General features: G+C 65.9%; 13 protein-coding genes. 9 read left to right on the top strand and 4 right to left on the bottom strand.

The genetic code is table 11. From position 1 onward, the window contains the following. The 3 genes from JNM03_RS05740 (at position 1) to JNM03_RS05730 (ending at position 2,001) form a co-directional block, all read left to right on the top strand. A complete protein-coding gene (locus JNM03_RS05740; RefSeq protein WP_294035167.1) occupies positions 1-615 on the top strand; it encodes a TetR/AcrR family transcriptional regulator in 615 nt (204 codons plus the stop codon). A gap of 88 nt (positions 616-703) precedes the next feature. Further along, positions 704-1,579, top strand: coding sequence for an SDR family NAD(P)-dependent oxidoreductase (locus JNM03_RS05735; protein WP_294035165.1), 876 nt, complete (start codon positions 704-706; stop codon positions 1,577-1,579). Positions 1,580-1,656: 77 nt separating this feature from the next. Continuing rightward, a complete protein-coding gene (locus tag JNM03_RS05730; RefSeq protein WP_294035164.1) occupies positions 1,657-2,001 on the top strand; it encodes a GIY-YIG nuclease family protein in 345 nt (114 codons plus the stop codon). 200 nt (positions 2,002-2,201) lie between these two features. On the opposite strand, the gene JNM03_RS05725 is transcribed toward JNM03_RS05730, so the two are convergent. The 3 genes from JNM03_RS05725 to JNM03_RS05715 all read right to left on the bottom strand — a co-directional run bounded on the left by JNM03_RS05725 (position 2,202) and on the right by JNM03_RS05715 (position 5,130). Next, positions 2,202-2,975: an SDR family NAD(P)-dependent oxidoreductase gene (locus tag JNM03_RS05725; protein ID WP_294035162.1), complete on the bottom strand. Its 774-nt coding sequence runs from the start codon at positions 2,973-2,975 to the stop codon at positions 2,202-2,204. Next, positions 2,972-4,459: an AMP nucleosidase gene (locus JNM03_RS05720; RefSeq protein ID WP_294035160.1), complete on the bottom strand. Its 1,488-nt coding sequence runs from the start codon at positions 4,457-4,459 to the stop codon at positions 2,972-2,974. The genes JNM03_RS05725 and JNM03_RS05720 overlap by 4 nt, the downstream gene beginning before the upstream one ends. A gap of 188 nt (positions 4,460-4,647) precedes the next feature. Then, the gene (locus JNM03_RS05715) at positions 4,648-5,130 is read right to left on the bottom strand and encodes a peroxiredoxin (RefSeq protein WP_294035158.1); all 483 of its coding nucleotides are present in this window, start codon (positions 5,128-5,130) and stop codon (positions 4,648-4,650) included. A gap of 152 nt (positions 5,131-5,282) precedes the next feature. Here JNM03_RS05715 and JNM03_RS05710 point away from each other — a divergent pair, with 152 nt between their 5' ends. Continuing rightward, positions 5,283-5,858, top strand: coding sequence for a YqgE/AlgH family protein (locus JNM03_RS05710; RefSeq protein ID WP_294035156.1), 576 nt, complete (start codon positions 5,283-5,285; stop codon positions 5,856-5,858). Positions 5,859-5,862: 4 nt separating this feature from the next. Here the strand turns inward: JNM03_RS05710 and JNM03_RS05705 are convergent, their stop codons facing one another. After that, entirely contained in the window at positions 5,863-6,258 is a 396-nt protein-coding gene (locus JNM03_RS05705; RefSeq protein WP_294035153.1) for a hypothetical protein, read from the bottom strand. 408 nt (positions 6,259-6,666) lie between these two features. On the opposite strand from JNM03_RS05705, the gene ahcY reads away from it, so the two are divergent. From ahcY to JNM03_RS05680, 5 genes are all read left to right on the top strand, one after another. Next, on the top strand, positions 6,667-8,082 hold the full coding sequence (ahcY, locus tag JNM03_RS05700; protein ID WP_294035151.1) for an adenosylhomocysteinase: 1,416 nt from the start codon (positions 6,667-6,669) through the stop codon (positions 8,080-8,082). A 194-nt stretch (positions 8,083-8,276) separates the two neighbouring features. Continuing rightward, a complete protein-coding gene (locus JNM03_RS05695) occupies positions 8,277-10,640 on the top strand; it encodes a PAS domain-containing sensor histidine kinase (protein WP_294035149.1) in 2,364 nt (787 codons plus the stop codon). Continuing rightward, the gene (gene tsaE, locus JNM03_RS05690; RefSeq protein WP_294035147.1) at positions 10,637-11,086 is read left to right on the top strand and encodes a tRNA (adenosine(37)-N6)-threonylcarbamoyltransferase complex ATPase subunit type 1 TsaE; all 450 of its coding nucleotides are present in this window, start codon (positions 10,637-10,639) and stop codon (positions 11,084-11,086) included. Before JNM03_RS05695 ends, tsaE begins: the two co-directional genes overlap by 4 nt. Next, positions 11,071-12,060: a phosphotransferase gene (locus tag JNM03_RS05685; RefSeq protein WP_294035145.1), complete on the top strand. Its 990-nt coding sequence runs from the start codon at positions 11,071-11,073 to the stop codon at positions 12,058-12,060. The genes tsaE and JNM03_RS05685 overlap by 16 nt, the downstream gene beginning before the upstream one ends. Further along, on the top strand, positions 12,057-12,776 hold the full coding sequence (locus tag JNM03_RS05680) for a nucleotidyltransferase family protein (protein WP_294035143.1): 720 nt from the start codon (positions 12,057-12,059) through the stop codon (positions 12,774-12,776). Before JNM03_RS05685 ends, JNM03_RS05680 begins: the two co-directional genes overlap by 4 nt. The last annotated feature ends 30 nt before the right edge of the window (positions 12,777-12,806 follow it).

Here is a 12,806-nt window from a genome sequence, read left to right as displayed (position 1 = left end):
ATGCCCTATCGCGCTGCGATGGCGATCAAGAAGACCAGTGGCGGACAGGGAACGCGCGACAAGCTGATCGACGCGGCGTTCCGTGCGGTCGCGCGTGACGGGCTGGCCGACACCAACGTCAAGTCGATCGCCGCCGAGGCGGGAGTCAATCCCGGGCTGCTTCATTATCATTTCGCGAGCAAGGATGCGCTGCTCGAGGCTGCGGTCGACAGCGTCACCGCGCGCTATATGGCAGAGATCGACGCGCTGATCGCGGCAACCCCGCGCTCGGAGTTGTTCGACGCCTATGTCCACTTCGCCGCCGACACGCTGGACGCCAATCGCGACCTGTTCCGCGTCCGCCTGTCGCTGGGCGTGCGGGCGATGAACGATGCGCGGTTGGCGGCGCGGCTGGAGGTGGCGAACGAGGCGATCCGCCGGCGGCTGGCGACGGTCTTCGCCGCGGGCGCCGGGCGGGACGAGGTCGAGGACCGCGACCGGCTGCGCGCGCGGATGACCAAGGCGGCGTTCGAGGGGATGATGCTGTCGTGGCTGACGCAGCCCGATTTTCCGATGCGTGCGGCGCTTGGCGAATGGGCGGCGGGGATGCGTGCGGGGCTGGACGAAAGCGACTGAAACCCTTTTTGGTGCGCGAAACTCTTGCACGAGCCATCGCACCTCACTATTTGGTTGGTCAACTAACCAAATAGTGAGGTGGCAAGCCATGCATATCGTGATGACGGGCGCGACGTCGGGTTTCGGAGCTGATGCGGCGGGGCGGCTGGCGGCCGCCGGGCACAGGCTGACGATTGGGGCGCGGCGGCCCGAGGCGGTCGATGCGGGGTGGGGGGCCGAGGCGCTGGCGCTCGACCTCGACGATTTTGCATCGGTCGATCGCTTCGCCGGGGCGGTGGCGAAAGGACCGGCGATTGATGCGCTGGTGCTGAATGCGGGGCTTCAGACATCGAAGCTGGAGACGGGCGCCGAAGGGTTCGAGCGAACCTTTGCGGTCAACCAGCTTGCGCATTTCCGGCTGCTCCTTCGCCTGTTGCCGTACCTCGCGCCCGGTGCGCGGGTGATCCTGACGGGCAGCGGGACGCACGATCCCGAGGAAAAGACGATGGTCACGCCGCCCGCACACGCCAAGGCCGAATGGCTGGCGTACCCCGATCGCGACCCGACGTTGCCGAAGAAGGATCAGGCACAGGCGTTTCGCGCCTATAGTTCGTCGAAGCTCGCCAATATCATGACCGCGCGCGAGCTGGCGCACCGGCGTCCCGATCTGGCCGCGATGAGCTTCGACCCCGGCTATGTGCCATGGACCGGGCTGGCGCGGTCGAGCGGGAAGATCGTCTCGTCGCTGGTCAGCCTGATCCTGCCGCTGACGATGAAGCGCGACCGCAAGAGCACGATCGCGCTGTCGGGCGAATATCTCGCGGCGCTGGCGTCGGACCCCGCCTATGCCGGGGCGCATGGCGATTACTGGTCGGTGCGCAATCCGGCGCTGGTGCGGATCGAACCCTCGGCGCTGGCGCGCGACGATGCCGCGTGCGCGAAGCTGTGGGAGGATTGTGCGGGGCTGATGGGGTTGGAGAGGTAGCTGCCGTGCAACCATTTTGAACCAATCATCGTCACCCCGGGCTTGACCCGGGGCCCGCCCTGTCTTTCCATGGCCGCATGGAACGCCAGCCCTGCGTCTATATCCTCGCGCGCTCGTCGCACGGGACGCTCTACACAGGGGTCACGTCGAACCTCGTCCAGCGCATCTATCAGCACCGCGAAGGGACGTTCGACGGCTTTACCAAGGATTATGCGATCAAGCGCCTCGTCTGGTTCGAGCGGCATGATACGATGGATGCGGCGATCCTGCGCGAGAAGCGTATCAAGCGATGGCTGCGGGCGTGGAAATATGAGCTGGTGGGCGCGATGAATCCGACGTGGCGCGATCTGGCCGAGGATTTCGGGTTCGAACCGTTGGTGCTCGGAAGAGGGAAGGCGGATCCCGGATCAAGTCCGGGATGACGAAGGTCGGGAAGCGACCGATTGCCGACGTTCTTCTCCCCTCCCGCAGACGGGAGGGGTTGGGGGTGGGGCAGCACCGTCTCAGGCGCCCACCCCGCTGCGACTACCGAACAAGTTCGCAAGTCTCGCTGCCCCTCCCGCCTGCGGGAGGGGAGTCTAGCGCATTGTCGAATGTCCACCTCCCACCCCTAAGCTGTCCCTCAGGCATTCCGAGCCATCAGCCCGCCGTCGACCGGTATCACCGCGCCGGTGATATAACTCGCCGCCGGCAGCACGAGGCTGAGCGTCACATGCGCGACCTCTTCGGGTTCGCCATAGCGGCGGAGCGCGGTGCGGCGCCGCGCGAAGACCGCCTTGTCGTCCTCGGGCACCTTGTCGGTCATGCCGGTGCGGATCGGGCCGGGGCAGATGCAGTTGACCGTGATGCCTTCCTTGCCGAGGTCGACCGCGAGGCCCCGCGTCAGCCCGGTGACGCCGGTCTTGGCGGCCACATACGGCGTATCGCCGGGGGTCGCGCCGAGGCCCTCGGTCGAGGCGATGTTGACGATGCGTGCGGCGTCGCTCTTGCGGAGCCATGGCAGCGCGGCGCGGACCATACGCTGGTGCGCGGTCAGCATCACCGCGAGCGCGCGGTGCCAGATCGCCTCATATTCGTCCCCGGCGTCGAGCGGGGCGAAGCTGGAGACGCCGGCATTGTTGATGAGGATGTCGAGGCCGCCGAAATGATCGGCAATGGCGGCGACGGTGGTCTTGATCGCCTCGCCGTCCGCGACGTCGAGTGCGAAGGCTTTGGCATTCGGGCCCGCTTCGGCGGCGACGGCTTCGCAGGCGGCGAGATCAAGGTCGGTGACCGCGACCTTCGCGCCTTCGCTCGCGAGAAGCAGCGCGGTCGCGCGGCCCATGCCGCTCGCGGCGCCGGTGACGATGGCGACGCGGCCGGCGATGGAACGCGAACGGTCCGGCGTCCCGCTCAACGGAAGGGCGGTTCGTTGAAGGCGCGCAGCTTGCGGCTGTGGAGCTTGGCGCCCTCGTCGCGCATCGTCTCGCACGCGCGAATACCGATCTGGAGGTGCGCGGCGATCGCTTCCTCGTAGAAGCGGTTCGCCTGCCCGGGCAGCTTGAGTTCGCCGTGGAGCGGCTTGTCGCTGACGCAGAGCAGGGTGCCGTAGGGGACGCGGAAACGGTAGCCCTGCGCGGCGATGGTGGCGGACTCCATGTCGATGCCGATCGCGCGCGACTGCGAGAAGCGCAGCGCGCTGTCGGTATAGCGCAGCTCCCAGTTGCGATCGTCGGTGGTGACGACGGTGCCGGTGCGCATGCGCTTCTTGAGGTCGGCGCCGGTGGCGCCCGACACCGCTTCGGCGGCGCTCGCGAGCGCGACCTGCACTTCGGCGATGGGCGGGATCGGGATTTCGACCGGAAGGACCGCGTCGAGGATGTGATCGTCGCGGAGGTATGCGTGGGCGAGGACATAGTCGCCGATCCGCTGGCTGGGACGAAGGCCGCCGCAGTGGCCGATCATCAGCCAGGCTTCGGGACGCAGCACCGCGAGATGATCGCAGATCGTCTTCGCGTTCGACGGGCCGACGCCGATGTTGACGAGGGTGATGCCGCCGCCGTCGGGCGCGATCAAATGATAGGCGGGCATCTGGTGCCGCCGCCATGCGCTGTCGGCGACGAGGGCGCTGGCGTTGACGCCGGGCTGGTCGACGTAGAGGCCCGCGGCGCCGGCGAGCGCGGTGTAGCGGCCCTGACCGACCTGCGCGCCCGCCCAGGCGACGAATTCATCGACGTAGCGATGGTAGTTGGTGAACAGGATGTAGCGCTGGAAATGTTCGGGCGCGGTGCCGGTGTAGTGGCGAAGGCGCGCGAGGCTGAAGTCGGTGCGCAGCGCGTCGAACAGCGCCAGCGGCTGCGGCGCGGCGGGATCGGAGCCGAACAGGCCGTCGGCGAGCTCGTCGCCGATGTCGGCGAGTTCGGTGGTCGGAAAATGCCGTGCGAGTTCGAGCGGAGTGACGCCGCCCATGTCCGATCCGTCGCTGGCGTCGAGGACGTAGGGGAATGGAATTTGCTGGCCGGTGCGCGTGACTTCGAGAGTGATGTCATAGTGGCGGGCGAGCAGGGTAAGCTGGTCGCGCAGATAGTCGGCGAACAGGTCGGGGCGCGTCACCGTCGTCTGGAAGATGCCCGCATGTTCGAATCGGCCGAAGGCGAGGTTGTGCCCCTTCTGCCCTTCGCGCTGCTCGCCCGTGGTGGTGAGGCGGATCGCGGGATAATCGAAAAGGCCCGTCGCGGCCGCATCCGCCGGGGGCAGGGTGCCGTCATGCACATAGGCGGCGATGGCGGATTTGAGATTTCCAACCGAGGTGCGGAACCGGTCCTGCAGTTCGGTGATGATCCCTTCGACAAGGGCGGTGGGATCGGCGATGTTCTGATTGTTCGATGCGTCTGATGTCATCAGGGCGCTGTTGCACGAAAATGTGACAAAAGGGAAGAGGGGCGGAAGATCCTCCCTGCTGCGAAGCGGTGGGGAGGGGGACCATCTGCAGGATGGTGGAGGGGCAGCGACGTCGCGCCATTTGCCCCTCCGTCAGCCCTGCGGGCTGCCACCTCCCCATGCCTTCGGCACAGGGAGGATCGAACAGCTTAGAGCTGTTCGAGCATGTGATCGGCGCTCGACACCTTGAATTCGCCGGGAGCTTCGACGTTGAGCTGTTCGACGACGCCGTCGTTGACGATCATCGAGAAACGCTGGCCGCGCTTGCCCATGCCGAACGCGGTGCCGTCCATCGTCAGGCCGACCGCGTCGGCAAAGGCGCCATTGCCGTCAGCAAGCATCGTGACGGTTTCGCCGGCGCTCGCGCTCTTGCCCCAGGCGCCCATCACGAAGGCGTCATTGACGGCGGTGCAGACGATTTCGTCGACGCCCTTGGCCTTGAGCTCTGCCGCCTTGTCGACGAAGCCCGGCAGATGCTTGGCCGAACAGGTCGGGGTGAAGGCGCCGGGAACCGAGAAGAGCGCGACCTTGCGGCCCTTGAAATAGTCGGCGGTCGTCACCTGCTCCGGACCGTTTTCGGTCACTTTCACAAAGGTTGCGTCGGGCAGCTTGTCGCCGGTCTGGATCGTCATGGAAGGCATCCTTTCGTTGAGGGGATTTCGTCGGACGCGACATTGGCCCGCGAAGGGCCGGTGTCAAGGCGGGGATCGTCGGACCGCGCGCCGAATGGCGCTGGACCCTTCGGGCCGGGCGCGGCATTGTGTCGGCATGAAAGCGTGCCGATATGAATGCGAATAGGGATACCGTGCCGACCTGGTTCACCGGCCAGCTGCTGCTCGCGCTGCCGGGCATCGGCGATCCCCGGTTCGAGCATGCCGTGATTGCGATGATCAGCCATGACGAAGAGGGGGCGATGGGGATCGGCATTGCCGACCCGATCGACGGCATGACCGTCGGTGCGGTGCTCGACCAACTCGACATCGGTCACGACGATCCGCTGGCCCAGCCGGTTTTTCTCGGCGGGCCGGTCGAAACCTCGCGCGGTTTCGTCATTCACAGCCGCGACTGGAGCGGGGCGGAAGCGGTGCAGGTGGCCGACCGCTGGATGGTGTCCAGCTCGCACGACATATTGCGGGCGATCGGCGAAGGGCGCGGGCCGTCGCGGTGGATGGTGGCGCTTGGCTATGCGGGCTGGTCGCCGGGGCAACTGGAGGACGAGATGGTGCGCCACGGCTGGCATGTGACGCCGGGGAGTGACGCCATAGTGTTCGAAACGCCGCCCACCAGTCGCTGGCGAGCGGCGTTTGCCGAAGCGGGCGTGGACTCCCGCCTGCTCACGACCGAAGGCGGTGAGGCCTGACCGGTCAGCGCGCGAGCGCGAGCAGCGGCTTGCCCTGATCGAGATTGGCGAGCGCGGTACGCGCCGCCCAGCGCGAATCCATGTAAGAGCCGTTCGCGAGTTCGACGTCGTAGCGGATCGGGCTGGTGATCGCGGCGCGGTATGCGGTCTGTGCATCGGCCTTTTGCCCAAGGCGCGCATAAGCGGTTCCGAGGTTGATCAATCGCGACGGATCGTCGCGTTCGATGCGGCTGTGGACCAGCTTGTCGACGGCCAACCGGTTCTGTCCGGCTTTCAGCTCTTCGAAAGCGACCGACAGCGGCGTCGAATCACTCTCTTCGGCCCCGTTGACGACGATGGATTGCGCCGTCGCCGGCGTCGCGAAAGCCAGAGCGACGAACAGTGGCAGGATTTTTTTCATGGCCATTATCTCCCCGAAAACTTGGCCCGATTTTCTCGTGCACCCCAAGAAAAGTCAATATTTCGAGGGATTTGTAACACTGGTGTCACAAATCTGGATTAGACTTGTCGCCAAGTCGCATTATAAGTCATGATTTTCATAATCTTGGCGTTGCGGAGTCGTTGTCACAATGCGCCGCCGCGCGCTGTCACAATTGCGTGCGCGGAAAATTTATTTTGCGATGCCGGCGGTTTTCGGCGGCATGAGTCGTGCCCGAAGCACCGTCGATCGCCCGCCTGATCACGATGATATAAAGAAAACTTTATATTTGATCGACGTCGCGCTTTCGGCTAGGGCGCGCAACATAATTGCTCATAGCTTTCGGGACCGCTCGCCTGCGGTCGATCTCGCCAACTGGAGAAAATAGCCGTGGCCACTCTTGCCGCCGACACCCGTGATTATGTGATTGCCGACATCGGTCTTGCCGACTTCGGTCGCAAGGAAATCAACATCGCCGAAACCGAAATGCCCGGCCTGATGGCCCTTCGCGCCGAATATGGCGCGGCGCAGCCGCTGAAGGGCGCGCGCATCACGGGCTCGCTGCACATGACGATCCAGACCGCCGTGCTGATCGAGACGCTGACTGCGCTGGGCGCCGAAGTGCGCTGGGCGACCTGCAACATCTTTTCGACGCAGGACCACGCCGCCGCCGCGATCGCCGCGTCGGGGGTGCCGGTGTTCGCGATCAAGGGCGAAAGCCTTGCCGATTATTGGGATTATGTCGGCCGCATCTTCGACTGGGGTGTCGAGGATGGCACGACCTGCAACCTGATCCTCGACGATGGCGGCGACGCCACCATGTTCGCGCTGTGGGGCGCCAAGCTCGAAGCCGGGCAGACGATGCCGGCGCCCGAGAATGAGGAAGAGGTCGAGATGCAGCGCGCGCTGAAGGCGTTCGTTGCCGCCAACCCGGGCTACCTGACCAAGACGGTCAAGGCGATCAAGGGTGTGTCGGAAGAAACGACGACCGGCGTCCACCGCCTGTACCATATCGCGAAGAAGGGCGAGCTGCCCTTCCCCGCGATCAACGTCAACGACAGCGTCACCAAGTCGAAGTTCGACAATCTTTATGGCTGCAAGGAATCGCTGGTCGACGCGATCCGCCGCGGCACCGACGTGATGCTGGCGGGCAAGGTCGCGACCGTTGCCGGCTTCGGCGACGTCGGCAAGGGGTCGGCGCAGAGCTTGCGCAACGGCGGCGCGCGCGTGCTCGTCACCGAAATCGACCCGATCTGCGCGCTGCAGGCGGCAATGGAGGGCTTTGAGGTCGTGACGATGGATGAGGCGGTCCAGCGTTCGGACATCTTCGTCACCGCGACGGGCAACGCCGACGTGATCACCGCCGAACATATGGCGGCGATGAAGAATATGGCGATCGTCTGCAACATCGGCCACTTCGACAGCGAGATCCAGATCGCGGCGCTCGCGAACTACAAATGGACCGAAGTGAAGCCGCAGGTCGACCTCGTTGAATTCCCGGACGGCAAGCAGATCATCATCCTGTCGAAGGGCCGTCTCGTGAACCTCGGCAACGCGACCGGCCACCCGAGCTTCGTCATGTCGGCGAGCTTCACCAACCAGACGCTGGCTCAGATCGAACTGTGGACCCGCAGCGAGCAGTACAAGAACGACGTCTATGTCCTGCCCAAGCACCTCGACGAAAAGGTCGCGGCGCTGCACCTTGATAAGCTGGGCGTGAAACTCAGCCAACTCACACAGAAGCAGGCGGACTATATCGGCGTGCCGGTTGCAGGCCCGTTCAAGCCCGATCATTACCGGTACTGACATCTTCGCCTGACGGCGAAGGCGGCACCCGCCGCTTTCGCGTCGCGGAGGCATATGAAAACTGTGGACGGCGCGCCCATCGGAGGATGGGACGCGCCGTTCCGCCGTGACATCGATTGAAACATGGCTCCATCGTCTTTAGGGCAGGCGATCATGCGCGCGGGACAGCCGGACATGCGGGGACACAGGACGGGATGAGCGCCGCGCTTTCCCCGACCCTTCTCTTTGCCATCGGGCTGTTCGTCGCGCTGTGGCTGCTGGCTGCGCTGTGGGCGACGGGACGCGGTCTTGCGATGCAGCGGCGCTCGGCGTTTGTCGCCGGGCAGACCGAACGTCTTGCCAGTCTGGTCGAGGCGTCGCCCCAGCTTCCCGTCATTGTGCGCGCCGACTGGCGGATCGAGGCCAGCGAGCGGCTTGGGCGCTGGCTGGGGTTGCCGCAAGGGCCGCGCAATTTTGACGAGCTGCGCGGACTCGATGCCGGACTGGATGCCGCCGGGCACGAACAGTTGCGGCAGGCGATCCTGGGGGCGCAGCGCGGCGCCAAGGCCTTCGTGCTGAACCTCAGGCCGCAGGGCAGCAGCCGGACGATCGTCCTGCACGGCGCCGCCGCGTCGCAGGCGGTCGGCGGGCCGGGCAGCGTCCTGCTGTGGCTCAGCGATGCGACCGACGGGCAGCAATCGCTGGCGCAGGCGCGGCGTGAGCGCGACGAGGCGATGGCGGCGTTCGAAGCGTTGTCGGGACTGATCGAGGCGGCGCCCTTTCCGATGTGGTTTCGCGAGCCCGACATGCGACTGGCGCTTGTCAACGGCGCCTATGTGCGGGCGGTCGAGGCGAAGAGCGCATCGGCCGTGATCGACGCCGGTGTCGAGCTGTGCGAGCCGATTGCCGGGGTCAGCGCGAGCGACGCTGCCGAAGCGGCCCGCACCGCGGGAACCGCGCAGCAGCGCACGATGCCGGTAACGATCGAGGGCGAACGACGGATCATGCGCGTCGTCGATGTGCCGCTGGCGCCCGAGGGCGGCCGGGCGATCGGGATTGCGGGCTACGCGATCGACATCCAGGAACTGGAAAGCGAACGCGGTGCGCATCGCCGCTTCGTCAGTACGCAGCGCGAACTGCTCGACCGCCTGTCGGCGGCGGTGGCGCAATTCGGCCCCGATCAGGCGCTTGTCTTCGCAAACCAACCATTCCGGCGGCTCTTCGCGCTGTCGGCCGAAGATGTGACCGAAGCCCGGACGTTTGCCCGTCTCCTCGACCTGTGGCGCGAAGGCGGGCGTACGCCGGAGGTGCGCGACTATCCCGAATGGCGGCAGGCGCATGTCGACTGGTTCGCCCGTGCGGAGGCAAGCGAAGAGGACTGGCTGCTCCGCGACGGCACCCACCTGCACGTCGTCGCCCAGCCGACGCCCGACGGCGGGTTGCTGTTGATCGCCGAAGACCGCACCGAACAGGTGCAACTGGCAGGTGCGCGCGACACGCTGCTGCGCGTGCGCACGGCGACCTTCGACAATCTGTTCGAAGCGGTCGCGGTGTTCGCGCCCGATGGGCGCCTGCACCTTTGGAATCAGCGCTTCCGTCGTTTGTGGAACGTCGAGGAGCACACGCTCGCGGCGCATCCGCGCGTCGATGTGCTGATGGGCGGGCTCGCCGACCGGCTTGCCAAGCCGAACCAGATCAGCATCGTGCAGGAGGTGATCCGCGCCGCGACGCTGGAGCGTACGCAGCGCGTCGGCGAAGTGCGCTTTGCCGACGGGCGTCATTTCGATTTCGCATCGATTCCGCTGCCCGACGGCAACGCGCTGCTGATCATGCTCGACATCACGGCGAGCCGGAAAATGGAAGGCGCGCTGCGCGAACGCAACGAAGCGCTGGAGGCTGCCGACAAGGTCAAGACCGCCTTCCTGTCACGGATGAGCTATGAACTCCGCACCCCGCTGACCTCGATCGGCGGCTTTGGCGAGATGTTGCAGGCCGGCTATGCCGGCGAACTGCCGCCGTCGGCTCGATCCTATGTCGATGCGATCATGGATTCGGTCGGCGTACTCGGTCGGCAGATCGACAATGTCCTCGACCTTGCGCAGGGCGAGGCTGGAACGCTCGCGGTCGAGCGTACACCGGTTGATGTACGCGCGTTGCTCGACAAGGCGCTCACCGATGCAAAGCCATTTGCCGAAACCGAGAAGATGGAACTCGCCGGGCAATTGTCGGCCTCCCTTGGCACCATCGCAGGCGATGCGCCCCGGCTGTTGCGCGTGATCGGGGGGCTGCTCGATAATGCGATCCGCTTTACCGCGCCGACCAGACGCAGCGGCGGGCGCGTGCTGCTTCATGCCGATGGCGATGAAAAGGGTGTCGAGATCGTCGTCTCCGACAATGGCCCCGGTATGCCCGACACGGTTGCCGCGATCACCGCCGGCCAACAGGCGGGAACGCAGAGCGGCGGGATCGGTCTCGCCCTCGCGCGTCAGCTTGTCGCGGCACACGGCGGAACGATGGAGGTGATGAGCGAGAAGGGTCAGGGCACGCTGGTGCGCATCATCCTGCCGCGCGGCACATGACGTCCGGCAGCCGGTACACGCTCGAAGAGGCCGAACGGATCGGCGCCGCGATCGGCGCCGCGCTGGCGCCCGGGGATGTCGTGCTGTTGTCGGGTGATCTCGGCGCAGGAAAGACGACGCTTGCGCGGGCGATGCTGAAAGCGCGGGGCCTTGCCGGCGAAGCGCCGAGCCCGACCTTTGCGATCGTGCAACCTTATGCGCCGCCGGAGGTCGATCTGCCGATCGCGCATGTCGACCTGTACCGGATCGAGGTCGAAGAGGAACTGATCGAGCTCGGGCTCGACGAGTATCTGTACGACGGCGCGCTGCTGATCGAGTGGCCCGAGCGGCTTGGCGCGCAAGGGTGGCCGGAGGCGCTGAGCCTCGGTATTTCGGGGCAGGGCGATGCGCGCGTCTTGACAGCCGAAGTGCCGGCGGCTTGGGAAGCGCGATGGCCGCTCCGATGATTCCGCCCCCCCATGCGCCGGCTTTCCTGGCCGCGCATGGCTGGGGCGATGCCCAGATTCTGCCGCTTGCCGGCGATGCGTCCTTCCGCCGCTATTTCCGGGTCGTCGATGGCCTGCGGCAGGCCGTGCTGATGGACGCGCCGCCACCGCACGAGGACCCGCGCCCCTTTATCGCGGTCGCCGAATATCTGTGTGGGCAGGGGCTCACCGCGCCGGCGATCCTGGCGCGCGACCTGGAGCAGGGGTTGCTGCTAATCGAGGATTTCGGCGATGTACGCCTTCGCGAAACGCTCGACGAACGGCCACAGGCGGAGGCCGACTATTATGCGGGCGTGACCGACCTGCTGGTCCACCTGCATGCGCGTCCGGCGATGGCCGGACTGCCCGTGCACGGGTTGACGCAGTGGCGGGACGAGGTGGAGCTTTTCACCGAATGGTATTGCCCGGCGCTCGACCTCGACGTCGATCGCGAAGGGTTCCGTGCCGCGTGGGAAGCCGCGCTGGCGCCGGTCGAAGCCGATGGTCTGCCGCGCGTCACGGTGCTGCGCGACTTCCATGCCGAAAATATCATGCTGGTCGGCGGCAAGGACGGAATCGCGCACTATGGCTTGCTCGACTTTCAGGACGCCCTCGTTGGCCATCCGGCTTATGATCTTGCCTCGGTGCTCGAGGATGCGCGGCGCGACGTGACGCCGGCAGTCGAGGCGGCGATGCTCGATCGTTATGTTGCCGCCTCGGGGCAGGGCGAGGCATTCCGCAAGGCCTATTGGGCGCTCGCAGCGCAGCGGAACACCCGGATCCTGGGCGTTTTCGTCCGGTTGTGGAAGCGCGATGGCAAGGCCGGGTACCGCCGGTTTCAGCCGCGTATGTGGGGATTGCTCGAACGCGACCTGCAACATCCGTCGCTTGTCCCGGTTCGGCAATGGTTCGACGCCAACATCCCCGCTGCGAAACGCGCGGAGGCATGGCAGTGACGGCGAAGATCGAAAGCGCGATGGTGATGGCGGCGGGCATCGGCAAGCGTATGCGCCCGCTCACTGCGACGCGGCCGAAACCGCTGGTTCGCGTCGCGGGCAAGGCGCTGATCGACCACAGCCTCGACCGGATCGAGGCCGCGGGGATCGAGCATGTCGTCGTTAACGTCCATTATCTCGCTGATGCCCTCGAAGCGCATCTCGCGGCACAGACGCGCCCTTTTACCATCGCGGTGTCCGACGAGCGGAAGCAGTTGCTCGAAACCGGCGGCGGGATGGTCAAGGCGCTGCCGTTGCTGACGGGCGATCCAATCCTGATCGTCAACAGCGACAATATCTGGACCGACGGCCCGCAGGACAGCATTGCCCATCTAGCCCGCCACTGGGACGACGCGAAGATGGATGCGCTGCTGCTCGTCATCCGGCAGGCCAGTGCGGCGGGGCACGGCGGCAAGGGCGATTTTCACATGGACCCGAACGGTCGATTGTCGCGTCGCAGGCCGGGGCGGATTGCACCCTTCGTCTATACCGGAATCCAGCTTGTCTCGCGGCGGTTGCTGGTCGACGCCCCCGAAGGCGCCTTTTCGACCAATATCTTCTGGGATCGGGCGATCGCGGCGGGCCGGCTTTATGGGTTGTCGCATATGGGACAATGGTTCGACGTCGGCACGCCCGCGAGCATCGCGCCAACCGAAGCGGCGCTCGGCGAGGTTTGACACAGATCGTCATTCCGGCCTTCCGGGGAT

It is taken from the genome of Sphingopyxis sp. (assembly GCF_016793825.1).
Classification (GTDB): domain Bacteria; phylum Pseudomonadota; class Alphaproteobacteria; order Sphingomonadales; family Sphingomonadaceae; genus Sphingopyxis.
This window is presented reverse-complemented; position numbering and strand designations above follow the sequence as displayed.